Source organism: Halorussus marinus, from assembly GCF_004765795.1.
In the GTDB taxonomy this organism is placed as follows: Archaea; Halobacteriota; Halobacteria; order Halobacteriales; family Haladaptataceae; genus Halorussus; species Halorussus marinus.
This window is the reverse complement of the sequence record NZ_SBIV01000003.1, coordinates 15,401-40,576: the sequence shown is the minus strand read 5'-3', so window position 1 is coordinate 40,576 and position 25,176 is coordinate 15,401. Positions and strand designations below refer to the sequence as shown.

The 25,176-nt window shown below is 68.8% G+C and carries 22 protein-coding genes; 12 read left to right on the top strand and 10 right to left on the bottom strand.

The genetic code is table 11. The annotated features are described in order from the left end of the window. Nucleotides 1-76: 76 nt before the first annotated feature. Nucleotides 77-1,045, bottom strand: coding sequence for a lipoyl synthase (lipA, locus tag EPY72_RS07025; RefSeq protein WP_134668309.1), 969 nt, complete (start codon nt 1,043-1,045; stop codon nt 77-79). Nucleotides 1,046-1,269: 224 nt separating this feature from the next. On the opposite strand from lipA, the gene EPY72_RS07020 reads away from it, so the two are divergent. After that, nucleotides 1,270-1,596 carry a DUF378 domain-containing protein gene (locus EPY72_RS07020; protein ID WP_135805979.1) on the top strand — a complete coding sequence of 109 codons (327 nt, stop codon included), beginning with the start codon at nt 1,270-1,272 and terminating at the stop codon, nt 1,594-1,596. 8 nt (nt 1,597-1,604) lie between these two features. On the opposite strand, the gene EPY72_RS07015 is transcribed toward EPY72_RS07020, so the two are convergent. Further along, nucleotides 1,605-2,237: a ribulose-1-phosphate aldolase gene (locus EPY72_RS07015; RefSeq protein ID WP_135805978.1), complete on the bottom strand. Its 633-nt coding sequence runs from the start codon at nt 2,235-2,237 to the stop codon at nt 1,605-1,607. A 169-nt stretch (nt 2,238-2,406) separates the two neighbouring features. Here EPY72_RS07015 and EPY72_RS07010 point away from each other — a divergent pair, with 169 nt between their 5' ends. Then, nucleotides 2,407-3,804 (top strand): MATE family efflux transporter, encoded by a 1,398-nt coding sequence (locus tag EPY72_RS07010; protein ID WP_135805977.1) that lies wholly within the window; start codon nt 2,407-2,409, stop codon nt 3,802-3,804. Here the strand turns inward: EPY72_RS07010 and EPY72_RS07005 are convergent. From EPY72_RS07005 to EPY72_RS19280, 3 genes are all read right to left on the bottom strand, one after another. Then, the gene (locus EPY72_RS07005; protein ID WP_134668302.1) at nt 3,801-6,155 is read right to left on the bottom strand and encodes a DEAD/DEAH box helicase; all 2,355 of its coding nucleotides are present in this window, start codon (nt 6,153-6,155) and stop codon (nt 3,801-3,803) included. The genes EPY72_RS07010 and EPY72_RS07005 overlap by 4 nt on opposite strands. 69 nt (nt 6,156-6,224) lie before the next feature. Next, nucleotides 6,225-6,869, bottom strand: a complete 645-nt coding sequence (locus EPY72_RS07000) for an HAD family hydrolase (protein ID WP_244605540.1) — start codon at nt 6,867-6,869, stop codon at nt 6,225-6,227. 81 nt (nt 6,870-6,950) lie between these two features. Then, nucleotides 6,951-7,124 (bottom strand): DUF7987 family protein, encoded by a 174-nt coding sequence (locus EPY72_RS19280; protein ID WP_168216004.1) that lies wholly within the window; start codon nt 7,122-7,124, stop codon nt 6,951-6,953. A 116-nt stretch (nt 7,125-7,240) separates the two neighbouring features. Here EPY72_RS19280 and EPY72_RS06995 point away from each other — a divergent pair, with 116 nt between their 5' ends. The 4 genes from EPY72_RS06995 (at nt 7,241) to EPY72_RS06980 (ending at nt 11,096) form a co-directional block, all read left to right on the top strand. Further along, nucleotides 7,241-8,035 (top strand): topoisomerase DNA-binding C4 zinc finger domain-containing protein, encoded by a 795-nt coding sequence (locus EPY72_RS06995; protein ID WP_135805976.1) that lies wholly within the window; start codon nt 7,241-7,243, stop codon nt 8,033-8,035. Between the two features lie 112 nt (nt 8,036-8,147). Further along, nucleotides 8,148-9,230, top strand: a complete 1,083-nt coding sequence (endA, locus tag EPY72_RS06990) for a tRNA-intron lyase (protein ID WP_134668298.1) — start codon at nt 8,148-8,150, stop codon at nt 9,228-9,230. A gap of 8 nt (nt 9,231-9,238) precedes the next feature. After that, nucleotides 9,239-10,822, top strand: a complete 1,584-nt coding sequence (locus tag EPY72_RS06985) for a tryptophan--tRNA ligase (protein WP_135805975.1) — start codon at nt 9,239-9,241, stop codon at nt 10,820-10,822. Nucleotides 10,823-10,895: 73 nt separating this feature from the next. Beyond that, a complete protein-coding gene (locus EPY72_RS06980; protein WP_134668294.1) occupies nt 10,896-11,096 on the top strand; it encodes a DUF8123 family protein in 201 nt (66 codons plus the stop codon). A 12-nt stretch (nt 11,097-11,108) separates the two neighbouring features. On the opposite strand, the gene EPY72_RS06975 is transcribed toward EPY72_RS06980, so the two are convergent. Further along, nucleotides 11,109-11,915 (bottom strand): hypothetical protein, encoded by an 807-nt coding sequence (locus EPY72_RS06975; RefSeq protein ID WP_135805974.1) that lies wholly within the window; start codon nt 11,913-11,915, stop codon nt 11,109-11,111. 143 nt (nt 11,916-12,058) lie between these two features. Between EPY72_RS06975 and EPY72_RS06970 the strand changes: the two genes are divergently transcribed. Beyond that, on the top strand, nt 12,059-12,769 hold the full coding sequence (locus EPY72_RS06970; protein ID WP_135805973.1) for a 5-formyltetrahydrofolate cyclo-ligase: 711 nt from the start codon (nt 12,059-12,061) through the stop codon (nt 12,767-12,769). Nucleotides 12,770-12,859: 90 nt separating this feature from the next. Then, on the top strand, nt 12,860-14,038 hold the full coding sequence (locus tag EPY72_RS06965; protein WP_134668990.1) for a M24 family metallopeptidase: 1,179 nt from the start codon (nt 12,860-12,862) through the stop codon (nt 14,036-14,038). Nucleotides 14,039-14,079: 41 nt separating this feature from the next. On the opposite strand, the gene EPY72_RS06960 is transcribed toward EPY72_RS06965, so the two are convergent. Further along, entirely contained in the window at nt 14,080-17,085 is a 3,006-nt protein-coding gene (locus EPY72_RS06960) for an FAD-binding and (Fe-S)-binding domain-containing protein (RefSeq protein WP_135805972.1), read from the bottom strand. Between the two features lie 9 nt (nt 17,086-17,094). Further along, a complete protein-coding gene (locus tag EPY72_RS06955; protein ID WP_135805971.1) occupies nt 17,095-18,066 on the bottom strand; it encodes a D-2-hydroxyacid dehydrogenase in 972 nt (323 codons plus the stop codon). 133 nt (nt 18,067-18,199) lie between these two features. Between EPY72_RS06955 and EPY72_RS06950 the strand changes: the two genes are divergently transcribed. Both EPY72_RS06950 and EPY72_RS19275 read left to right on the top strand, forming a co-directional pair. Beyond that, the gene (locus EPY72_RS06950; RefSeq protein WP_135805970.1) at nt 18,200-19,480 is read left to right on the top strand and encodes an amidohydrolase; all 1,281 of its coding nucleotides are present in this window, start codon (nt 18,200-18,202) and stop codon (nt 19,478-19,480) included. Beyond that, complete coding sequence (locus EPY72_RS19275) at nt 19,477-19,647, top strand: hypothetical protein (RefSeq protein WP_168216003.1); 171 nt, start codon at nt 19,477-19,479, stop codon at nt 19,645-19,647. Before EPY72_RS06950 ends, EPY72_RS19275 begins: the two co-directional genes overlap by 4 nt. Nucleotides 19,648-19,755: 108 nt before the next feature. On the opposite strand, the gene EPY72_RS06945 is transcribed toward EPY72_RS19275, so the two are convergent. Both EPY72_RS06945 and EPY72_RS06940 read right to left on the bottom strand, forming a co-directional pair. Then, on the bottom strand, nt 19,756-21,114 hold the full coding sequence (locus EPY72_RS06945) for a class-III pyridoxal-phosphate-dependent aminotransferase (RefSeq protein ID WP_135805969.1): 1,359 nt from the start codon (nt 21,112-21,114) through the stop codon (nt 19,756-19,758). A gap of 54 nt (nt 21,115-21,168) precedes the next feature. Then, nucleotides 21,169-22,812 (bottom strand): BCCT family transporter, encoded by a 1,644-nt coding sequence (locus EPY72_RS06940; protein ID WP_135805968.1) that lies wholly within the window; start codon nt 22,810-22,812, stop codon nt 21,169-21,171. Between the two features lie 545 nt (nt 22,813-23,357). On the opposite strand from EPY72_RS06940, the gene EPY72_RS06935 reads away from it, so the two are divergent. Together EPY72_RS06935 and EPY72_RS06930 are read left to right on the top strand one after the other, a co-directional pair. Next, on the top strand, nt 23,358-24,011 hold the full coding sequence (locus EPY72_RS06935) for a DUF8102 family protein (protein WP_135805967.1): 654 nt from the start codon (nt 23,358-23,360) through the stop codon (nt 24,009-24,011). Nucleotides 24,012-24,101: 90 nt separating this feature from the next. Continuing rightward, entirely contained in the window at nt 24,102-25,169 is a 1,068-nt protein-coding gene (locus EPY72_RS06930; RefSeq protein ID WP_135805966.1) for a succinylglutamate desuccinylase/aspartoacylase family protein, read from the top strand. Nucleotides 25,170-25,176: the final 7 nt, after the last annotated feature.

The following is a 25,176-nucleotide window of genomic DNA, read 5'->3' as shown; positions in this document are numbered from 1 at the left end:
TCGGAACACCAAGGTATTCGGTCGCTTCGGGACACTGCGGGTCTCGATCTCCCCGATGGGTCGCTTCGTCGCTCGCTCAGACGGAGGCTCGGCGGGCCTCGCGGCGCGCCTGTTCGACGGTCTTCCCGTCCCGGAGCAGGGCGTCGACGAACAGCTCGCCCGCCTTGTACGACGACCGGACCATCGGCCCGCTGGCACAGTAGAGGAAGTCGAGTTCGTCCTCGGCGACCCGCCGCCACGTCTCGAACTTCGAAGGGTGGACGTACGCCGAGACGTCGAGGTGGTCTCGGGAGGGCTGGAGGTACTGACCGAGGGTCACGATGTCGACGTCGATCTCCCGGAGGTCGCTCAGCGTCTGGTACACCTCGTGGTCGTACTCGCCGACCCCGAGCATGATGCTGGTCTTGGTGTAGACGTCCGACTCCCGCTCGGCCTGTTCGAGCACGCCGAGGCTCTGGTCGTAGCCCGCACGGGGATCCCTGACGGGGCGCTGGAGGCGCTCGACCGTCTCGACGTTGTGAGCGAGCACGTCGGGTTCGGCGTCGATGATCTTTCGGATCAGCCGTTCGTCACCCTGGAAGTCCGGGATGAGCACCTCCACGAGGATCGAGGGGTCCCGGCGCTTGATCTCCCGGATGGTCTCGGCGAAGTGGGCCGCCCCCTGCCCTTCGAGGTCGTCGCGGTCGACCGACGTGAGCACGACGTAGTCGAGCCCGATCTCGGCCACCGCGCTCGCCACGTTCGCGGGCTCGTCGGGGTCCAGCGGCTGGCCCCCGCCGGTGTCGACGTCGCAGAAGCCGCAGTTGCGGGTACACTGATCGCCCATCAGCATGAACGTCGCCGTCCCGCCCGAATCGGAGTTCCCGCCCTCGGCGTTCTGCGACCCGCGGCTTCGGCCCGACCAGCACTCACCGAGGTTCGGGCAGTTTGCCTCCTCACAGACGGTGTGGAGGTCGTGGTCCCGGAGCGTCTGTTTGATCCCAGTGAACTCCCGCCCGGCGGGCGGCTGTGTCTTCAGCCAGTCGGGTTTCCGGCGGCGGCTCATTGGAACCACGTTGGGCCGCGGTCGTCAAAAGGGTGGGGTATTCGGCGCCGGACTGGACGTTCGTCGAACGTCCGGGCCCGAAACGGCCGATCCGTGAGGCGAGCCTGCGACGACGTGCGTTGGGGTCGATCGACGGCGGCGGAACGAGCGTGAAACGGAGTACTCCGTGATTCTCGAACGCTAAGGGACGAATAACAAAGCACGTCGGGCGCCTATCGTTCGGCATGCACACTAACGGTCTCGACTGGCTCGCCATGCTGTTCGCGATCCTCGGCGCGGTGACGTGGGGCATCCTCGGGCTCACGGGGCTGACCGGCGATCCGATCAACGTGGTCGCGCTGGGGCTCGAGCCCATCTTCAGGCCCGGCCCGGCCGAGACCGTCGAGTACTTCGTCTACGTTCTGGTCGGCCTGTCCGGAGTCTACCTGCTGTACACGGCCTACAAGATGGGTCGGTCGAGCCGACGCGAAACCAAACGCCGGCGCCGCGAACCCGCCCCCGACCCCGACCGCGACCGCGAGAGCGCGGGCGCGGAGAACGCCGATCACTGAGCGCCGACTCACTCCTCCTGGCCGTACCCCTCGAACTTCTCGGCGACCGCGCCCATCTCGTCGGGACTCAGTTCGACGGGGTCGCCGATCGCCTTCGCCTGACAGTAGATGCGGGCGGTGTACTCGACGTTGACCGCGGTTTCGAGCGCGGCGTCCAGATCGTCGCCGGTCGCGAGCAAGCCGTGGTTGGCGAGCAGACACGCCTCGGCGTCGGCCGCCTCCATCGCCTCGACCGCGTTCGCGGCGAGCGCCGGCGTGCCGTAGGTGGCGTAGTCGGCGACCGGGACGGTGGTCCCCGCGAGCGCGAGCATGTAGTGGACGGGCGGGATCGGTTCGTGGAGGATCGCGAGCGTCGAGGACCACGGCGAGTGAGTATGGACGATCGCGCCCGGCCCGAACTCCCGGTAGATCGCGGTGTGCATCGGCGTCTCCGAGGACGGCGCGAGTTCGCCGGCGATCCGGTCGCCCTCGAAGTCGACGACCGGCACGTCGCCGGCGTCGATCCGGTCGTAGGCGACACCCGTGGGCGTGACGGCAAAGCGGTCCTCGCGACGGACGCTCAGGTTCCCGGTGCGACCGGGCGTGAGTTCGGCGAGTTCCGAGGCGCGGACCGAGACCGCACGGCGTTCTGCTCCGAGCATGAGTGGAGTAAGGCGGGACAGACTTATATGCGGTCTGACCGAGAGCGACGACGAGCGGGGGCGCCGACACCGACGACCGCCGGGCCCTGAACATTGTTACACGACGACAAGTTTCGAAAACCCTATACCTAACACCGGCGTTTTTCTCGTTGGATAACTACAATAAACGATGTTCGACGTTTCCCGAGATGAAATAACCGACGGATCGCTCGTCCGAGCCCTGCTGGTGCTCGCGGCCCCGCTGGTCGTCCAGAACCTCGTCCAAGTCGTCCAGAACGTCGTCGACACGTTCTGGGTCGGCCGGCTCGGCGAGGACGCCGTCGCCGCGGTCGGCGCGAGCATTCCGGTGATGGCGCTCGTGTTCAGCGCGACGATCGTCACGTTCACCGGGACGCAGGTGCTTGTCTCCCAGCGGGTCGGCGCCGACGACCTCACTGGCGGTCGGCGCGCCGCGTTCCACGGCCTGACGCTCGCGCTGGCGGTCGGCGGGGCGGTCGGCGCCGGCGTGGTCGCCGGCGCCGACCGGATCATGGCGCTCGTGCTGTCGGGGCCCGACGTGACCGCCCAGGCGGCGGTGTATCTCGGGACCGTGATGTTGGCGCTCCCGTTCATGGCCGCCAGCGACGCCATCGAGGGCGGGTTCGTCGGCTGGGGCGACTCGCGAGCGGCGCTGTACGTCAACGTGACCGCGGTCGTCGTCAACCTCGGACTGGACCCGTTTTTGATCCTCGGCTGGGGCCCGTTCGCGGCGATGGGCGTCCGGGGGGCCGCGATCGCGACCGCCGTCGGCTACACCGCCGGGTTCGCGCTCGCACTCGGATTGCTGGTGAGCGGCCGAGACGGCTACACGATCACCCGCGAGTCGATCGGCTTCGATCCGGCGGAGTACCGCGAGATCCTCGACGTCGGGCTCCCGCGGGGCGGCCAGCAGATCGCGAGCCAGTCGGTTCGGGTCGTCATCGTCGGCCTCGTCTCGGTCGTCGGCGGCGCCGCGGGAGTCGCCGCCTACACCGTCGGCGCGCGAGTAGCCAGCGTCGCGTTCATCCCGGCACAGGGGCTCTCGGGCGCGGCACAGAGCGTCGTCGGCCAGAATCTCGGCGCGGACCAGCCGTTGCGAGCGCGCCGAGCGACGTGGGTCGGAGCCGCCATCGCGGCCGTCGGACTGACCGCGATGGGGGCCGTCCAGTGGGCGATCCCGGAGCTTCTGGTGACCCTCTTCGTGCCGGACGTCTCCGCCCGGGGGCTCGCGCTCAGCGTCGACTACCTCCAGATTCTGGTGTTTGGCTACTGGGCCATCGGCGCGACGTACATGTTCAACGCCGGCTTCAACGGCGCCCGCCGGACGAAAGTCAGCATGGTCGCCGGACTCCTGCAGTACTGGGCGGTCCGGCTCCCGATCGCGGCGGTCGGCGCGCTCTGGTTCGATTACGGCGTCCACGCGGTCTTCTGGGCGGTCACCCTCTCGAACGTCGCGGCCGCGGTCGGCGCCGGCCTCTACTACTACTACACCACGAACAACGGGATGTTGCGCCGGGCGGCCGACCGGGTCGGCGCGAGCGCCGACTAGTCGACCCGGACCGTCCGGGAGTCTCGGACCGGGAGCAACGGCAGGTCCGGGAACGTGACCTCGATCTCGTACTCCATCTCGTCGTCGGTCCCGCCGAACACGCCGACCGGGACGGTCGTCTCGGCGTCGAGGTACGTCTCGGTCGCGGTCATCTCGACGCCGTTGACCGTGACCCGGACGCCCGCCTGCGCGCCGTCGCCCGCGTTGTGCACGGTCACTTCCCGCATGTCGTTCTCGCCGCGGGGGACCGAGTCGGGGAACGGCCCCCACTCGACGTCCACCGCCGGTAAGTCGCGGGCGCTTTCGAGGACGGCCTCCGCCACGCCGGCCGAGAGTCCGGCGTCGACGAGACCGTCTTCGCCCGCCGCGCGCACGTCGGCGGGCGTCGCGATGCCCTCGGTGGCGAGCTTGCTCGCTCGGCCCGATCCCACGCCGTCGATGGCGGTGAGCCCGACCGCGTCGTCGCTGACCCCGTGGTCGATGCGGGCCTCGATCCGGCGCGCGAGGTTGGCGGCCGCCGGGCGGTCGAACCGATCGAAGAAGGCGCCCAGCGCCGCCAGCAGTCGGAGCGCGTTCTGGGTGATGACCCACGCGTCGCTCCGGAGTTCGGTCGGCGTGGTGCCCGACATCGACGATCGGAGGATCGCGAGCACCTTCCGGGTTCCGGGGTCGAGGTCGCCGGTCTTCCGGCCCACCAGCACCGAATCGACCGCCTCGCGCTCGGACTGGCGGGCGCTCACGCTGTCGAACTCCGCGGCGTCGGCGACCGTCCGGAGCACGTCGGCGGTCCCGACCGACTCGGCCTGCGCGAGGTCGTGGAACCCCTCGGCGGTCTCGAGCCGGAGATAGAACTTCGAGGCGAGCCGACCCAGCGGCGTCGCCGCCACCGAGAGGTCCTCGCCGACCTCGACGAACCCGCGGGCTTCGAGACCGTCGAGCGCGGTCCGGACTCGCTCGCGGAGCCCCTCGTGGACGTCGTCGAGGCCGTACGCGTCGGGGTCGGCCCGGGCGCGGACGTAGTAGAACGTCGTTTCGAGCCAGTCCATCACGTCGCCGAGGTCTCTGATGGTCCCCATCGCGATCTCGGCGTTGAGGTGGGCGTCGAGGTCCGCCGCGAGCCGCGACTCGATCTCCTTGCCGTCCCGGAGGAGCCGGCGGTACTTGTCGGCCTCCGAGCGGTCGCTGACGACCCAGCCGTAGCCCACGTCGTCGTACTCCGGGCGGCCCGCCCGCCCGAGCATCTGGAGGATGTCGAGCGGGCTCATGTCCACCTCGCCTTCGAGCGGGTCGTGGAGCTTCGTGTCACGGAGCACGACACACCGGGCCGGGAGGTTCACGCCCCACGCCAGCGTCGACGTCGAAAAGAGGAGTTGGATCTTGCCCTGCTTGAACCACTCCTCGACGAGGTCCTTGTCGTTTTTCGAGAGCCCGGCGTGGTGGAAGGCGACGCCGTCGAGGACCGACTTGCGGAGCGTCTCGTTCTGGAGCGCCTTGGTGTCGGTGTGAAAGTCGTAGTCGCCCCGCGCCCCGACCGGAACGTCGCGCTCGGCGATCTCGTCGCGGGCCTTCTTGGCGGCCTGCACCGTGTCCTGCCGAGAGGAGACGAACACGAGCGACTGGCCGCCGTCCCGGATGTGGGGTTCGGCGAGGTCGAGCGCGCGATAGAGCCGGCGGTACTTGTCGGCAAAGGAGTTGTCGCCGTGGGTGTAGGTCTCGACGCCCGAGTGGAGCTCGACCGGCCGGTAGTCGTCGCCGAACTCGAAGGTCGCCTCTGGCGGGGCGTCGAGCCACGCGGCCACGTCCGAGACGTTTGGCATCGTCGCCGAGAGCGCGACCACCCGCGGGTCACAGAGCCGTCGGAGCCGAGAGATGGTGACTTCGAGGACGCTCCCGCGCTTCTCGGAGTCGAGCAGGTGGACCTCGTCGATGACACAGCAGTCGACGTCCCGGATGAACGAGTAGCGCCGCGAGTCGTGCTTGCGGGTCGCCGAGTCGGTCTTCTCGGGGGTCATCACGAGGATGTCGGCGCGCTCGGCCCGCCGGGGGTTGAGGTCGCGCTCGCCCGTGACGACGTACACCGAGTAGCCGAGTTCCTCGAAACGCTCCCACTCGCTCTCTTTTTCGTTGGTGAGCGCGCGCATCGGCGCAACGAACAGCGCGGTCCCGCCCGCCTCCAGCGTCCGGCAGATCGCCAGCTCCGCCAGCGCCGTCTTACCGCTCGCGGTCGGCGCGCTCGCGACCACGTTCTCCTCGGTTTCGAGGAGCGCGGGCAACACCTCCCGTTGCATCCGGTTGAACTCCTCGAACGGGAACGCCTCGGCGAACTCGGGGACGACCTCGGCGACTTCCATCGTTGAGTTCACGGGGCGGGGAGGGCAAAGGCGTTTCTCTCTGGGCGGACGCGGCGCCGGAGGGCCGGATTACTCGAACAGGATCGCCCGGAGGTCGTCGGGCGAGTCGGCCACCGCGTCGGCCGCCGAGAGGTCGAGGTCGGCGCCCGAGCGGTTGCGGTAGCCCACCACGGCCATCCCGGCCGCGCTCGCGGACTGGACGCCGTGCTCCGAGTCCTCGACCGCGACGCAGTCGACGGGGTCGACGCCGACGCGCTCGGCCGCGTACTCGTAGACGCCCGGATCGGGCTTGCTCGGGCCGTCGATCTCCTCGGCGCTGACCACCTCGTCGAAGGCCGCCCGGACGTCGAACCGATCGAGGACGCGATCGATCCAGTCGGGCGGCGACGACGAGACGAGCGCGAGCCGGCGGTCGTCCGCCCGGAGATCCGAAACGAGCCCCCGAAAGCCGTCCATCAGGTCGACCCGCTCGCCGTAGAGGTCCCGGGCCGCCTCCTCGTAGCGTTCGACGAACGCCGACTTGTCGACGGTCGTCTCGTAGTGTTCGTCGAGGTAGTCGTAGATCTCCCGGAAGTTCATCCCGGTGGTCTCCTCGGCGTCGACCGATCCCTCGACCACCGCTGGGTAGATCCGGGTCTCTTCGATGTCGACCCAGTAGCGCTCGGAGTCGACGACGACGCCGTCCATGTCGAACAGCACGGCCGTTGGTTGCACGGTCGGACCGACGGCGTCGATCGGAATATGCTTTCTGCGCCGTCGCGCCGACCGTGACGGATCGAGAGCCGACAGGGAACGTCAGGCGTCTTGGCGGCGGCGCCACTCGTCGCGGACCGTGGGACCGACGCCGCCGACGCCGATCAAGATCCCCCACGCCACGGCGCTCGGCGCGCCGAGCGCCGTGGCGACGAGGAAGCCGACGACTCCGCCGGCCACGAGCAGGGCGGTTTCTTTCGTGTCGCGAGAGACCATATCAGCCGTATGACACTGTGGGCATAAAAAACGCCCGTCGCGAGCGACCGGGACGGCGGCCCGGACGCGTCGGGGCGCGCGAACGTTTAAATCACAGGCCGGGACCACCCACGTCTGTGACCGACTCAGTTCGCGTCTACGCCGGCGACTGTACGACGATCTACCGCTCGGACGACGACCCCCGCCGCCAGCGCGGGCGCGTCGTCGTGGTCCACAAGCCCGACGGCACCGTGCTCGTCCACGACGCGGCGGGCTACCAGCCCGTCGCGTGGCTCACCCGCGCGGACGCGGTCCACCGCGAGCAGGGTCCCGACGGCGAGTTCGCGCTCGTCGCGGTCAAGGACCGCGACCGCCTCCGGGTCGAGGCCCACGGCGACGGCGACCGCGCCAGCCACGACGCCACCGCGGCGGGCGTACCGGTGGGTGGCTGTCCGGCGTGTGACGGCCGACTCGTGCGCGCTCGCGGCGCCGTGACGTGTCTCGACTGCGAGGTCGACCACGGACTCCCGCGGGACGCCGTCGTACTCGAAACCACCTGCGAGTGTGGCCTGCCGGAGATGGCGGTCGATCGCGGCGACCGGTTCGAACTCTGTGTCGACCGCGACTGCGAACGCCTCGACGACGCGGTGCGCGACCGGTTCGACCGCGAGTGGGCCTGCCCAGACTGCGGCGGCGACCTCCGGGTGTTGCGCGAGCGAACCCTGTTTCTGGGCTGTGAGCGCTACCCCGACTGCGACGCGACGTTCGGACTCCCGGACCGCGAGGTAGTCGGCGACTGCGAGTGCGGACTACCGCGGGTCCGAGTCGGTGACGGCGCCGACGACGCGAGCGATCCGGCCGGCTCGCGGTGTCTCGACGCCGAGTGCGAACGCCCCCCGGCGACGAGCCGAGCCACACGGAACGGGGAGTAGCCGCCCGAGTCGCCCGACCGAAAGCGCCGCGAGCGCGCTCTTCCCGCGGACAGGCCGTCGGCCTCGCGGGGACACCGGAGCCCCTTTGACGCCGGGAATCCGATGGACGCCCATGGACGGACGCCTTCGCGACGGCGAGGTGGTGGTCGGCGGGGACGCCCGCCAGCGCTTCTACGATTCGAGCGGGTACGGCCGGCCGCTCGACGCCGGCAACCACATCGCGCTCTCGCGGGTCGAGGCCGCGTATCTGCTGTTCAAGGGAGATCTCGATAGCGTCGTGCGGGACGCGGCGGAGGGCCGATCGGGGGCCGACGGCGAGCGCATGGGGTTCCGGGCGTTCCTCGCGGCCGCCGGCGACGAGATCGCGACCCGGTTTCTGGTGTACGCCGACCTCCGCGACCGGGGGTTTTACCTCTCGCCGGCCCGCGAGGGCTGGGTCGAGGCCCCGCGAGCCGAGTCCGACTTCGTCGTCTATCCCCGCGGGAAGGGGCCGTGGGACGACGAGGTGCTGTATCGGGTCCGGGTCGTCGGCGAGCGCGCGGCCGTCCCGGCCGCCGACCTCGGAGCGACGGTGCTCGCGGTCGTCGACGAGGAGAGCGAGATCACGTACCTCGAAACCGATCGGGCGGACCTGCGGGGCACCTCGACAGTCGAGTTGCCCCGGGACGTGTCGGCCGACCTGCTCGACGACCGCGTGCTGGTGTGGGAGCCCCCCGAGCGACTCCACTACTTGGGGTTCTACGGTCAGCCCCTCGACGGCCGGGACCCGAACCGTTCGGTGCCGGGCGCGCTCCAGCTCTCGCTGGTCGAGGCCGCGTTCCTCGCCACGGAGGGCGTCCTCGCCGTCGAGGGCGGTCCCGAGGCCGTCCGCGAGCGCGGGCGGGCCGTCGAGGGCGAGCGGTTCGATCGCCGACTCCGGGTGTACCGGGCGCTCCGCGAACGGGGCGTCGTCCCCAAGACCGGCTTCAAGTTCGGAGCGGACTTCCGAACCTACGCCGAGGTCGAGTCGGTCGACGATCTGGGCCACTCGGAGTGTCTCGTCCGGGTACTCCCCGACGACCACGCGTTCGCGCCCCGCGATCTGGCGCTCGACGTGCGCCTCGCCCACGGGGTCCGGAAGCGAATGATTTTTGCGCTGATAGGGCCGAACGACGGCATAACGAGTTGGCTCTCGGTGGGCCGATTGACACCGTGACATCATATATGACACGAGATACCACTAGCGACCGCGGGCGAGACCCGGACGGCGAGGACGCGGCCGAACCGCTCCCCGACGGCGGGACGGCGGCCGGCGACGACGAGACGACCCTCGACCCGTGGGGGTCGGCGACCGTCGCCGACTACCGGAAGCTGTTCGAGGACTTCGGCATCGAGGCGTTCGACGAGATACTGGCCGAGGTGCCCGATCCCCACTACCTGATGCGGCGGGGCGTCATCTTCGGCCACCGCGACTACCGCAAGGTGGCCGAGGCGATGGCGACGGGCGAGCCCTTCGCGGCGCTCTCGGGGTTCATGCCGACCGGCGACCCCCACATCGGTCACAAGCTGGTGTTCGACGAAATCATCTGGCACCAACAGCAGGGCGGGGACGCCTACGCGCTCATCGCCGACCTCGAAGCCAACAGCGCCCGCGGGATGACGTGGGACGAGATCGACGAGCACGCGCGAGACTACCTGCTCAGCCTGCTCGCGCTCGGGTTCGACCCCGAGGAGGGCGAGCTCTACCGCCAGTCGGACAACCGCGAACTCCAGGACCTCGGGTTCGAACTCGGCGAGAGCGCCAACTTCTCCGAGCTGGAGAACATCTACGGCTTCGACGGCGAGACCAGCGTCTCGCACATGCAGAGCGTCGTGACCCAGATGGCCGACATCCTCTACCCCCAACTGGACGAGCCCAAGCCGACGGTCATCCCGGTCGGTCCCGACCAGGACCCCCACGTTCGGCTCGCGCGGGACCTCGCGGCCCGGACGCAGTTTTTCGGCGTCACGAAGGCCTACGCGAGCTTCGAGGCCGACGCCGACGAGCGCGAGCACCTCGCGGCGGCGTACGGCGCGCTCTCCGAGGACACCGACGAGCCCGTCCGGTGCGAGGACGCCGCCGACTGGCTCGAAGCCGAGATGGCGCCCGACGACGCCCGCGAGCGCGTCGCGGCGAAGCTCCGGGAGGCGGGAAAAGAGCCCCTCCGACCCCGGGTCAGGTTCCTCGACCGGAACGCGACCGACGAGGCGTTCGAAGCGCTCATCGACGCGGTCGACGGCGAGAAGCGCGTGTTCGACGAGCACGTCGATTCGTTCGAGCTCTCCCGCGAGGCGGCCGAGGAGCTCGCCCGCGAGGTCGAACTCGACCACGGCGGCTACGGCTTCGTCGCGCCCTCCTCGATCTACCACCGGTTCATGACCGGGCTGACCGGCGGGAAGATGTCGTCGTCGGTGCCCGCGAGCCACATCAGCCTGCTCGACGACCCCGAGGACGGCTACGAGAAGGTGAAGGCCGCGACCACGGGCGGCCGGGAGACCGCCGAGAAGCAACGCGAGCTCGGCGGGCAGGCCGACGAGTGTCCGGTGTACGAGCTGTACGCCTACCTGCTCGCGGGCGACGACGACGAGTTCGCCAAGCGGGTCTACGACGAGTGTGTGGACGGCGAGCGCCTGTGTGGCGACTGCAAGGAGCAGGCCGCCGAGCTGATGCGGGAGTTCCTCGCAGACCACCAAGAGAAGCGCGCGGAGGTCCAAGAGCTGTTGGAGGCGGCGGACATCGACCTCGACAGCGATCGGGCGCGGACGTGAGTCGACGAGTCCGCGCCCGGTCGAGCGGGTGCATTCGGTAACAGTTAACCGGGCGGAAGGGGTGGACGCACGTATGGCGACGACGACAGCGGACCGACTCGAACCCCTCGGCATCGGCTTCGGCGTACTGATCGCGCTCGTCGGCATCGCGACGCTGGTCGGGATGCCGTGGGCGCACAAGGGCGGCGGCGCGCTCCTGGCGGTCGGACAGGTGCTCGGCGCGCTGTCGGCGATCGGTATCGGCGCCGGACTGGCGTGGGTCGCGAAGGAGTAGGCCGCGATTACGTTACTTGTTCGGCAGGAACGCGAACATCACGAGGAACGCGACCGTGAGGCCGCTGAGGATGACGACTCCCCACAGCCCGGCGATGCGTTCGTCGAAGTCGGCCTGCGCGTCGAGTTGCTGTTGATACTCGGCGGTCTGGGTCGAGAGCAGGAGTTCGCCCTCTTCGGGGAAGTGAGGCACGAAGCTCTGCGTGTCGCCGGTCGGGCCGAGCGTGACGTTCCGGCCTTCCGCGAGACCGACCTCGTTCGTCCGCGTGCCGGTCCACGCCAGCGTGGCGACGTCGGCCGTGATGTTGCTGACGGTCGTTTCGTTGCCCTCGTACTGGAGACTCTCGCCCTCGGCGAACGTCCGGGTGTCGGGCTCGCCGAACTGATCGCGCTTGTACTCGTCGACCGGGACGAGCGTCCGGTTGTCGCCCTCACCGACGATGACGTAGCGAGTCTCGTCTTGGGTGACCGTCGAGGTGTTCTCGCTCAGGTTGAACTGCTGGCGGAGCGTCACCTCGCCCGGGTCTGACTCGTTGGGGATGAGCACCCGATAGGTGGTGTTGTCCAACTGGGTCGTCGTGTTGTTCTCCCACGTCGCTGTGTACCGGGCGGACTCGTTCGTCCACGCCAGCGTTCCCTCGCCGTCACCGATCGACGCCACCGTGTACTGGCGGTCGCCGACGGTCAGCGTCTGGTCTTCCGTGTACGTGTCGCCTTCGACGCTTATGTCGGGCTGTTGAGCTGTCCCGATGAGCGAGTACGCGCCGGCGGCGACGACGAGAAAGAGGACGGCGTACACCGTCGCTGAACGTCGTTGCATATTCGAAGCCGACGGACGCGCTCCGTTTAATGGTTACTTTTCGAGCGAGCGACGCGGGCCAAACGGTTTAGTCCGGCGAGCGAGAAGTATCACGCTTGGCCCGGAGCCGGGAGCTTTTCGGCGCCCACGGACCGAACGCGAGTATGGACAAACAGGAGTACCGCGAGCGCATCTGGGACCGACTGGAAGCCGAGGGGATCGCGCGCTTCCCGTTTCCGCCCCACGGCCGGATTCCGAACGTCGCGGGCGCCGCCGACGCCGCCGACCGACTCGCCGAGACCGACAAGTGGCGGGCGGCCGACGCGGTGAAAGCCAACCCCGACGCGCCCCAGTTGCCCGTCCGCCGGCGGGCGCTCCGGGCGGGCAAGACCGTCTACATGGCCGTGCCGCGACTCCGCGACGAGAAGCCTTTTTACGAACTCGACCCCGGCGAGATCCCGCCCGAGGCGTACGACAGCGCGCCGACCGTCTCGCACGTCGAGGACCACGCCCGGCAGGTCGGTCCCGACGCGGTCGACGCGATCGATCTGGTGGTCTCGGGGAGCGTCGCGGTTACCGAAGCCGGCGCCCGGATCGGCAAGGGCGAGGGGTACAGCGACCTCGAATACGCGGTCCTGTGCGAACTGGGACTGGTCGACGAGGAGACCACGATCGCGACCACGGTCCACGACGCCCAAGTGATCGACGGACCCGTCGACGTCGACGCCCACGACGTGCCGATGGACCTCGTGGTGACCCCGACCCGGACGATCCGGACCGAGACCGACTACGATCGGCCCGTCGGGATCATCTGGGAGGCGCTGTCGGCCGAGCGAATCGAGGAGCTCCCGGTGTTGGCGCGCCTGCGAGAGTGACTCGACCGAGATATACACAGTAACCGATTTTATCGTACACAAAAAACCTTATACTCTCGGTCGGCGAACGGGGTAGTGAGTAGCGTTGCCATGTCTCAGGTGATCTTCGACGAGAGCGAGTACGAACGCCGAATCGAACGGACGAAAACGCGACTGCGCGAGGAGGAGTTGGACGCGCTCGTCGTCTCCGACCCCGCGAACATGAACTACCTCACGGGATACGACGGCTGGTCGTTTTACGTCCATCAGGCGGTCATCGTGACCCCGGACCGCGACGAACCGGTGTGGGTGGGCCGGGAGATGGACGCCAACGGCGCTCGGGCGACCACGACGCTCGACGAGGACAGCATCCGGGCGTACAGCGACGACCACGTTCACTCGCCGTACGACCTCCATCCGATGGACTTTCTCGCCGACCAACTGGAGGCGCTCGGAGTCGCCGACGGTACGGTCGGACTGGAGATGGACGCCTACTACTTCACCGCCAAGTCCTACACTCGCCTCCAGAAGAACCTCCCGGAGGCCGACTTCGAGGACCACACGCTGTTGGTCAACTGGGCCCGGGTCGAGAAATCCGAGCAGGAGTTAGAGTACATGCGCCAGGCCGCCCGCATCTCCGAGAACGCGATGGCCGCGGGGCTCGACGCCATCGGCGAGGGCGTCCCGGAGTACGAGGCCGCCGAGGCGATCTACTCGGCGCTCGTCGACGGCACCGACGAGTACGGCGGCGACTACCCCTCGATCGTGCCCCTGATGCCGTCGGGCGACCACACCGGGACGCCCCACCTCACCTGGACCGACCGGGAGTTCGAGGACGGCGACCCGGTCATCATCGAGCTGTCGGGCTGTCGTCATCGGTACCACTCGCCGCTCGCGCGGACGACGTTCGTCGGCGACCCGCCGGCGGAGGTCCAAGAGACCGCCGACATCGTGGTCGAGGGCATCGACGCCGCGCTCGACGCGGTCGAACCCGGCGTGACCGCCGAGTCCGTCGAGAAGGCGTGGCGCGAGACGATCGCGAAGTACGACGTCGAGAAAGAAGACCGGATCGGCTACTCGATGGGGCTGGGCTACCCGCCGGACTGGGGCGAGCACACCGCCAGCATCCGGCCGGGCGACGAGACGATCCTGGAGGAGAACATGACCTTCCACATGATCCCGGGACTGTGGTTCGACGACTTCGGCGTCGAGCTCAGCGAGACCTTCCGGGTCACGTCCAGCGGCGCGGAGGTGCTCGCGGAGTTCCCGCGAGAGCTGTTCACGGCCTGAACGCGGGGCGCGGACCGCCCCGAGACGGCGCCGGGCCCGGCCTACCGGCCGGCGGCGTCGGCGACCTTCTCGATCGGGTGGGGCGGCTCGGGGGCGTCGCCATCCCGGTCGCCGAGCTGGGTCCGACACGACGCGCCGGGCGCGACCACCACGTCGCCGTCGCTGGCCTCGACCTGCTCGAACAGGATCTCGCCGATCGCTCTGCTCATCGAGTAGTGTTCGGCCTCGTAGCCGAAGCTCCCGGCCATCCCGCAACATCCCGAGTCCAGCGGGTCCACCTCGTAGCCCGCCGCGTCGAGCACCGCGGCGGCGTGGTGGTCTTTCTTGGTCGCCTTCTGGTGGCAGTGGCCGTGGTAGGTCACCGACTCGTCTGGCGCGTCGAACGCGACCGCGTCGGTCAGGTCGAACCGGTCGAGATACTCCAGCACGCCGTAGGTGTTTCTCGCCACCCGCTCGGCGTCGGTCGTCTCGCCCAGCAGGTCGAGGTAGTCCGACTGGAGCATCACGGCGTCGGAGGGCTCGACCAGCACCACCTCCCAGCCGTCTTCGACCTTCGGCGCGAGCGCGTCGACGTTCTGCGCGGCGCGCTCGCGGGACTTGTCGAGAAAGCCCTTCGAGTGGGCCGGCCGCCCGGTCGAGGTCACGTCCGCCGGGATCCGGACCCGGACCCCCGCGGCTTCGAGGACGCGGACCGCCGCCTTCCCGGCCTCGGGATGGTTGTAGTTGGTGTACGCGTCGGGGAACAGCGCGACCTTCCGGACCGCGTCGGCCGCAGAGACACGGGGACCGCCCCGGGCCTCGAACCAGTCGACGAAGCTCTCGCGGTGGAACGTCGGGAGCTCGCGCTCGCGGGCGATGCCGACGGTCTTCTCCAGGAGGGTGCGGGCCCCCGGGAGCTTCTCGGCCCAGTTCGAGAGGGGCGCGAGCGCCGATCCGACCGCGTTGAGCCGGTCGACCTCCGAGAAGAGGCGCTCGCGGAGGTCGGCGCCGTGCTCCTCGTGGTGGGCGTGTTCGACCTCGGCTTTGAGCTTCGCCATGTCGACCTCGCTCGGACAGTCGCGCTTACAGCCCTTACAGCCGATACAGAGGTCCATCACCTCGGCGACGAACTCGGTGTCGGTCGAATCCTGATCGAGGTCGCCGCTCATCGCCTGCCGGAGCATGTTCGCCCGGCCGCGCGTGCTGAGGCTCTCCTCGTCGGCGGCCCGGTAGGTCGGACACATCACGCCGCCGGTGGTCTCCTGCTCGCCCCGACAGCCCCCACAGCCGTGACAGAGTTCGGCCATCCCCTGAAAGCCGTTCTCGTTGGCCCAGTCGAGCGCCGGATCGAAGCCGGCCTCGAACTCGTAGTCGGGGTCGAATCGCAGGTTCTCGGTCATGTCGACGTCGCCACACACCTGCCCGGGGTTGAGCAGCCAGTCGGGGTCGAACGCGGTCTTGAGATCGCGAAACACGCCCCAGACGTGGTCGCCGTAGAGCTTGCGGTTCCACTGGGTCCGGGCGCGGCCGTCGCCGTGTTCGCCCGAGACGCTCCCGCCGTACTCTACGACGAGGTCGGTCACCGCGTCCGAGATGGACTCCATCTGGTTGACTCCCGCCGGGCTCTTGGTGTCGACCAGCGGGCGCATGTGCATACACCCGGGACCGGCGTGGGCGTAGAAGCTCGCGAACGTGTCGTTGTCTTCGAGGACCCGCTGGAACTCCGCGACGTAGTCGGCGAGGTTCTCGGTCGGGACCGCGGTGTCCTCGATGAACGAGATGTGTTTGGCGTCGGAGGTCCTAGAGAGCAGGATCGGCATCCCGGACTTCCGGAGCTTCCAGAGCTGGGCGCGCTCGTCGGCGTCGTGGGCTTCGAGCGCGTCGAACGCCCGGTCGCCCACGCGGTCGTCGAGCAGGTCCGCGACCTGCTCGCGGCCGCGGGCGTCGTCCTCGGCGTAGAACTCCACGAGTAGCGCGGTCTCGGTCCCCGACGGGAGCATCCCGACCACGTCCGCGAACTCCTCGGTGTCTCGGGCCAGATCGAGCAACACGTCGTCGATGGCCTCGACGGCCGCCGGGTCGTGGTCCCGGACGATGTCGTCGACGTCGGCCATCGCGTCCAGCAGGTCGGGGTACGTGAGGAGCGCGACCGCCTTGGTCTCGGGGACGGGTTCGAGCGAGACCGTCGCCTCGGTGACGATCCCGAGGGTGCCCTCGCTCCCGGCGAGCAGGCGCGCGAGGTTGACCGAGCCGTCCTCGGCCTCGGCTATCAATCGATCGAGGTTGTACCCCGAGACGTTGCGCTTGAGCTGGGGGTAGACGTCCCGAACCGCCTCGGCTTCCTCGTCGACGATGCGAGCGACCTCGGCGTAGATGCGGGCTTGGAGGTCCTCGGCCGCCGGGTCGGCCCGGGCTCGGAGTTCGTCGAGCGAGACCTCGCCGAACGTCGTCACGGTGCCGTCCGCCAAGACGACCTCGCACGACTCGACGTACGCGTCGGTCTTGCCGTACTTCAGCGAGTGAGCCCCCGTCGAGTTGTTCCCGATCGCACCGCCGACGGTGCTCCGGTTGCCCGCGGCGGGGTCGGGCGCGAACTTCAGACCGTGGGGCGCGAGCTCGTCGTTGAGCTCCGCGAGGACCGCACCGGCCTGCATCCGCGCCCGGCGGTCGTCGGGGTCGACCTCGACCAGCTCGCCCATGTGGGTCGTGAAATCGAGCACGACCGCCTCGTTGACCGCCTGCCCGGCGAGGCTGGTCCCGCCACCCCGCGGGAGGACCGGGATCTCGCGGTCGGCGCAGTACTCGACGACCGCCGCGACGTCCGCGGTCGAGGCCGGGAGGACGACGCCGATCGGCGTCACCTCGTAGGCGCTGGCGTCGGTCGCGTACAGCTGGCGGGAGTACGAATCGAAGCGGACCTCGCCGTCGATCCGGTCGCGGAGGTCTCCGACGAGCTCCGCGTCGGCGACGCCGCCGCCGACGTAGTCGTAGTCGGCCCGCGGGTCGGCCGCCGGATCGTCGTCGCGGTCCGGCCGCTCGTCGGCGGCCGGGGTGTCGTGTGTGGCCATCTGTTCGAGCTAACGGGACTCGGGCGCAAGTACTTGGTTTTCGAGCGCCGCGCCCGAGTCGAGCCGTTCGACGTTGTCGGCGACGATGTCGGCGAGCCGCTCCCAGTGGCGCGGGGTGTGGCCGCCGGTGTGGGGCGTGATCAGGCAGTTTTCGAGGGTCCAGAGCGCGTGGTCCTCGGGCAGGGGCTCGGGGTCGGTCACGTCGAGGGCCGCGCCCCGGATCTTGTTCGAGCGCAGCGCCGAGACGAGCGCGTCGGTGTCGACGATGGGGCCGCGGGCGGCGTTGACCACCACGGCGTCGGTCGGGAGCGTCGCCAGTTCGGCCTCGCCGATCAGCCCGCGGGTCATGTCGTTGAGCGGGCAGGCGACGACGACGTACTCGCTGCGCGAGAGGGCGTCGTGGATCGCCTCCTCGTCGAAGCCGACGACCTCGTCGGTCGGCCCGCCCTTCGAGGGGGTGTAGCGGACGCCGATCGTGTCGACCTCGAACCCGTCGAGGCGCTGGACGACCGCCTGTCCGATGGAGCCGAGCCCGATCACGGTGACGGTGCTGTCGGTGAACTCGCTCGACTGGAAGTGGCGCCACTCGCGGTTCCGCTTGCGCCGCCACCCCTCGTGGAGCCGGCGCGCGAACGCGAGCATGTTGCCGATCGCCTGCTCGGCGATGCCGGGCGCGTGGATGCCGCCGGCGTTCGTGACCGCGACCCCGCGGTCGGCGAACGCGTCCATCGGGACGTGGTCGGTGCCCGCGAACGTGCAGGCGAACAGTTCGAGCCGTTGGGCTCCCGAGAGCGTCTCCTCGTCGACGGTGATGCCGGTGACGACCCGGGCGTCGGCGACGAGTTCGCGCTCCTCGCTCGGCGTACGCGCGAGCGCGACGGTGCGGTCGGGGAGTCGGTCGCGCAGTTCGTCGGCGTACGATTCCATCGATAGCCCTTCGGTCCCCTCCCGAAGGACGACGACGTCGGGTTTCTCGTTCATGGTTGGGTGGTCGCGTCTCGCGGACGCGCTGTGAGTGTTCGACCCATGGCGAGTGGCGGACTTAATCCTTTGTGTAGCCACTATTAACGGAAAGCGTTTACAAATAAGTGGCTGGAGCGTGTGAGGTCCACGCATGCCAGAGACGGTTCGAGACGAACTGGCCGAGACCCGACGCGAGTTCCACCGGTATCCGGAGCCGGCGTGGCGCGAGTTCTACACCACCCACCTGCTGGTCGAGGCGCTCGAACGGATCGGCGTCGACGAGCTCGCCGTCGGTCCCGACGCGTACGACCCCGACGACCGGATGGCGGTGCCCGACGACGACAGCGTCGAACGGTGGTTCGAGCGCGCGCGCGACCGGGGCGCGGACCCCGGGCTCCTCGACGCGATGGCGGGCGGCAACACCGGCGCGATCGCGGTGCTCGACCGGGGCGAGGGGCCGACAGTGGGCCTTCGGGTCGACATCGACGGGCTGTTCATCGAGGAGTCGAGCGCCGACGACCACGCTCCGGCCGCCGAGGGGTTCCGGTCGGAGACCGGCGAGACGATGCACGCCTGCGGCCACGACGCCCACATGACCTGGGGGCTGGCGACGCTCGAAGCGATCAAAGACAGCGACTTCGCGGGTCGGCTGGTCGTCTTCTTCCAGCCCGCCGAGGAAACTTCCGGCGGCGGCTACCCGATGGCCCGGAGCCGGTTCGCCGAAGGGCTCGATTACTTCTTGGCGGTCCACGTCGGCCTCGACCACCCGACCGGCGAGGTGGTCGCAGGCATCGAGCGCCCGCTGGCGATGTGCCACGTCGACGCGACCATCCGGGGGACCTCCGCCCACGCCGGAAAGGCCCCACAGGACGGCGACAACGCGATGCAGGCGCTCGGCACCGCGATCCAGAACGCCTACGCCATCCCGCGCCACGAGGACGGGATGACCCGGGTGAACGTCGGCAAGGCGTCGTCTGGGACCGCGAGCAACGTGATCGCCGAGCGCGCCGACCTCGTCGCCGAGGCCCGCGGGGAGACCACCGAGCTGATGGAGTACGCGAAAGGCCGGCTGACCGAGACCGTCGAGACCGCCGCCGAGATGCACGGCTGTGAGGCGACGGTCGAGGTGGTCAGCGAGTCGCCGCGGGCCGACAGCGACCCCGAACTCGTCGACGTCGTCGCGGACGCCGCCCGCGGCGTCGAGGGCGTCGACACCGTCGTGCCGACCGCCGATTTCGGCGCGAGCGAGGACGCCACCTTCCTGATGGAGCGCGTCCAGGAGGCGGGCGGGCTCGCGTCGTACCTCATCGTCGGCACCGACCACCCGACGAGCCACCACACCGAGACGTTCGACGTCGACGAGCGGAGCCTCGCGACCGGTGTCGAGGTGTTGACCGAGTCGATCCGCTCGGTCGCGACCGACGGCGCATGACCGAGCGCGCCCCCGACGCCGACGACGTCGTCACTCACGCCGACGTCGAGACCGCCGATCCGAACCGAACCCCCGTCGCCGCCGCGATAGCCGGTAGCGGCCCCGAGCACCTCGCGGAGACGCTCGACGGGCTGGACGCTCTCGACGGGGTCGCGGTCGAGGACTGACGTCCGGCGAGGAGTCGGTCCGCGCCGAGGCGCGTCTGGCGTCTCGCCTCCGAGCTCGATTCGGTCCGAGCACTCGGACGCCGGACGCCGATCGTCGTGATCCGGGTCCTACGCGACCCGCGACGCGCGGCCGGCGGCTTCGACGGCGTCGGTGAAGATACCGATGCCGAGCTCGATCTCGCGCTCGGTCGCGTCGAGCGGCGGGAGCAGTCGGATGGTCTTGGTCCCACAGCCGAGGGTGAGCAGGCCCCGCTTCAGCGACTCCTCGACCACGGCGTCGCGCCGGTCGGCGGCGTCGAACTCGACCGCGAGCATGAGTCCTTCGCCCCGCACGTCGACGACGTGGTCGGGCGACCCGTCGGCGAGCAGTTCCGTGGCCTGGCGACCCCGCTCGGTCGCGTTGTCGAGCAGGTCGTGTTCCTCGATCGCCTCCAGCGTGAACACGCCCTGCATCGACGCGAGGATGTCGCCGCCGCCGAACGTCGAGCCGAGGCGATTGGACTCGGCGGGGAAGACGTCCGAGCGCGAGATCGTCGCGCCGACCCGGAGCCCCTTGGCGCTCGCGATCACGTCCGGCTCGATGGGGTAGTGGTCGGCGGCCCACATCTCGCCGGTGCGGCCGACGCCCGACTGGATCTCGTCGACGATCAGCGGGATGTCGTACGTCTCACAGACGTCACCGACCTCCGCCATGAACGACTCGCTCGGGAACCGGTAGCCGCCGACGCCCTGAATCGGCTCGACGACGACGAATCCGACCTCGTCGGGGTTGAGGTGGCCGCCCTCGGGCTGGAGGGCGTTTCGGAGCTGGGAGCCCTCGCCGGTGAAAAACCCACAGTCACACGAGTCGGCGCCGCCACAGCCGTCGCAGAACGGCACCGTCCGGATGCCGGCGATCTCCGGGTAGTGGCGGGTGTAGACCTCGTTCGACCGGGTGACCGAGAGGGTCCCGAGCGTCCGGCCGTGGAAGCTGTCGGCGAACGCGAAGCCGTACTTGGCGGTCGGGTTCCGGTCGTAGGTGATCTTCATCGCGTTCTCGACCGCCTCGGCCCCGGAGTTCGACAGGAAGACCGTGTCCATGTCGTAGTGGCTCGACACCTCCGTCAGCCTCGCCATCAGGTGGCTCGAACCGGGAAGCGACGACGACTCGGGGTCGGGACCCGCCCCGAAGTACATGTCCTGGCCGGCGATCTTCATCGGCTCGACCAGATCGAACTCCTCGAACTTGTCGAGCATCTTCTCGTTGTTGTACCCCAGCGGCGCGGCCCCGATGTGGCAGGTGAAATCGAGGAGCACGTTCCCGTCGACGTCGGTGACGAACGGGCCGTCGGCCTCGGCGGTGATGTCCCAGACGAACTCGTGGGAGTACTCGCTCGGGGCCGCGTGCTCTCCGTGGAACTGCACCCACTTCTCGGCGTTCGGGCCGGGGAGCGCGTCCGCGTCGGGTTCCGCGGTGTCCCTATCCATACACAGAAAGTGTATGTGTCGTCAATTAAAAGTTGTTATTAGACGGGTCGCGGCTCAGTCGTCGTCGGTGCTCGGCCGCGTGGCGGTCCCGGATTTGTCGGTCGACTCCGAGGAGCCGACGATCGCCGTCTCCTCCTGCAACAACACGCGCCCGTACTTCGAACTGAACTCCCGGACGAGCCCGAGCAACGCGGCGAAACAGACGAACGCGAACGGCGCGCCGGTGATGATGACCGCGTCCTGGAGCGCGTTGACCCCGCCGAGGGTCATCAGGATCGCGGCGAACATCCCGAGGACGACGCCCCAGAACACGCGGTTGATGTTCGAGGGCTCGGCCTTCCCGCCGGTGGTCATCATCGACACCGCGAGCGTCGAGGAGTCGGCCGACGTGATGAAGAAGGTGGTCACCAGCAGCATGAACACCACCATCAGCACCGAGCCGAACGGGAACGTCTCGAACAGCGCGTAGCCCGCGACCGAGGCGCCGATCTCTCCGAGGGGACCCAGAATATCGGCGGTGCCGTTGTGCTGGGCCCAGACGGCCGACCCGCCGACGATGGTGAACCACGGGATGGTCGCGGCCGACGTCGCGCCGATGCCGGTGAACGCGACCTCCCGGACGGTCCGGCCCTTCGAGATGCGGGCGATGAACAGGCCCGCGAACGGCGACCACGAGAGCGCCCACGCCCAGTAGAAGACCGTCCACGCGTTCATCCACTCGGTGGCGGCGGGGTCGCCCCCGCCCATCGCGCCCGCGCCGGTGAACAGGCTCATCGAGACGAAATCGGTGATCATCCCGCCCAGCGCCTGGGTCCCGAGCAACACGAGAAACACCGACGGACCCACGACGAACGCCACCGCCATGAGCGCGACGAACATGATCATGTTGAAGTTCGAGAGTCGACGGATCCCCTTGTCGACCCCGAGCACCATCGAGATGGTGAACAAAAGCGTCATCGCGGTGACGACGAGGATGACGCCGGTGTCACCCAGATCGATGCCCCACTGGTAGTCGAGCCCGGTGATGAACTGGCTCCCGATAAAGCCAAGCGAGGTCGCGACGCCGCCGATGGTCGCGAAGACCGCGATGATGTCGACGATCTTCGCGCCCACGCCGTCGAGGTTGTCCTTGCCGAGGATCGGGGTCAGCGCCGAGGAGACCCGGAGCGGAACCGACTCGTAGTTGTACGCGAAGTAGCCGATCGCGATCCCCATGATGGTGAAGACCGCGAGCTGGGGGAGCGCCCAGTGGAAGATCGTCTGCTGGACCGCGATCACCATCGCCTCCGAGGAGCCGCCCGCGACGTCGAACAGCGGCGAGGGGTTGTCGTAGTAGAACAGCGCCTCGGCCGGACCCCAGAACACCACGCCCGCCGCGAACCCCGCGGAGTACAGCATCGCGAAGAACGACAGGAAGCTGTACTCCGGCGACTCGTCGCCGAGCTTGATGTTCCCCCACGGGCCGACGATCAGGAACAGCAAGAACAGGACGATGAGGAACACGATGATCAGCAACGCCCAGTTGAGATACTGGTTTATCAGGCCGTTGGCCGCGTCGATCCCGTCCTGGACGAGCGCGGAGTCGACGAAGTACAGCGCGATGAGTCCGACGGTCAGGCCCGCGCCGAACAGGAACACGATCGGGTCGAGCTCTTCTCTGAACCGGCCGACGGCCCCGAGGTCGTCGGCGTTACTCACGGGCGACCACCTCCCGTAACCGGAAATCGGTTTCGGGGGACGCTCCCGGTTGACCGATTCCGGTAGTCACGGAGATGCGTTCGTCGAGCTGTTCGCACGTCGGATCGGACGTAGCGCCGTACTCTCTAGCTTTCATGAGGGTACCTCACGCGCACCGTGCTATCTGATGTCGCACACCCCATCCGTCGTGAACAATTGGCATAAACATTACGTTTATTGAGGTCAATGGAAACAGAATATGTGTATTGAATCCTCTAGTATACGCTATTCGTTTACTTCCCTAACGGTAATTCGCCGGCGGGGGAGAGAATGTCGGGGGCGGCGACGGGATTACTCGGCGGTCGCTTTTCGGCGTCACGAGCAGTCGTCTGCGCAGTTCGGATCGCGCCCGGTCGAAATGCACCCGACTGTCGTTCTCTATTCGGCGACCCCATCGCCCCGTCGATCACCGCCGTACCCGGTTTCGACCCGTCTCTCGCCGAATCAGCCGGAAATATCGTCCGACTACCGTAACCCTTAATCAAATACGTACACACATTCTGTGTATGACCGACGGTCCCGACGAGGCCGACTCCGACGCGAGCGTCACGTACTCGCCCGACCGCGGCAGGGGGATCCTCACGCCGAGCGACCGGGAGTTCCTGCTCGGGCGCAAGACCGACTACACCGAACACTCGAAAAAGCAGAAGCGAAACCGGATCCGACGCCGCATCCGCAACTCCATCCTCGACTTCACGATCCTGTTCGAACACCTCGAAGACCGCGACCGCGAGACGGTGTTCAACCCCGACGACGACGCCCGCGAGGCGTACACGCAGGGCATCATCGACCTGCTCGCCTTCCTCCACCTCGGGACGATGGGCTACTACACCCCGTTCAAGGACATGCTCTCGCAGGGGGTCAACAAGGCCGAACAGGAGCTCGCGGGATCTGACTACCGGATGGTCACCGTCGACTTCAACGTCGACCCGGTCGGCCAGATCGACGTCGACGAGGTCATCGACAAACTCGAATTCGGCGACTTCAGCGAGGTCACCGACGAGGAGCTGTGGGCGTTCGTCCGGCTCCTCTCGGAGTCCGAGGAGTTCTCGCCGACCGAGATCCGCTCGGAGATGAAAGCCCAGATGACCGAGTTCATCGAACAGGTCGACGCCGCCGCCGAGCGCCGCGACCAGCGCGTCGAAGAACTCAACGACTGAGGAGGACCGCCGCGTCGCCGAGCGACTCGACGGCGGAAACTGCGTTGCCGGTGGCGAACGCGTTTTGTCGGCATCGCGCGGAAGGCCGGTATGGAGATCGGAACTGCAGAGGTACGTGCAGGCGAGACCACGACCGGGTACGTCGAAGCGACCGAGCTCCCGACCGACGGCGCCGAGCGACTGCCGATCGTCGTCGCGGACGGCGCCGAGTCCGGCCCGACGCTGTGGGTCGTCGGTGCGATCCACGCCGACGAGACGACGAGTCTGGCGGTCGCACACGAGTTCGTCGAGTGGCTCGACCCCGAGGGACTCGCCGGGCGGGTCGTCTGCGTCCCAAACACCAACCCGGCCGGACTCCGAGTGACCGGCCGGACGTCGTACTACCACGGCGACGATCCCAACCGCTACTTCCCAGCCACCGACGCCGAGGCGACCCGGCCACCGCGAGTCCAGGAGATCATCGACCGCCGGCTGTTCGATCTCGTCGCCGACACCGCCGACGCCCTCGTCTCGTTGCACACCTCGTGGGTCGGCTCGGCGTCGTACGTCATCCAGCCGCGGGTCACCTACGGGCGAGACCGAACCGAGGACGAAGCCGACGCGCTCGCGACCCGGCTAACCGACCTGACCGCGGCGTTCGGCCTGCCGGTCGTGAACCAGTACGAGCGGTCCCGGGAAGTCGCCGAGGGGCTCCACCGGTCGCTGTCGGGCGCCGCGGTCCACGAGGCCGGGATTCCGGCCTTCACGCCCGAGCTCGGCGGGCGATACGTCGTCGAGGACGACGCCAGACGCTACGGCGTCGAGGGACTGAAGAACGTGGCGCGGGCGCTCGGGGTCGTCGACGAGCCGCCCCGAGCCGAACCACAGCTCGAAGCGCCCACGCCGTCGCCGCGAAAGCGGGCGGTCCACCCCCACACCGACACCGCCGGAGTCGTTCGGTACCGCGTCCGAGAGGGCGACGTCGTCGAGGACGGAGAGCCCGTGGCGGACATCCTCACCCCGCACGGCGAGCACAGGGCGACCGTCCGGACCGACCGGCCGGGCTACGTCCTGAGCCGCCACGAGGGCGCGACCGCCTACGAGAACGATCCACTGCTCGACCTCGCGGTCCCCGACGACGACCCGCTCGTCGTGGCCCGCGAAACCGACGGCGAGTGAGTCGGGG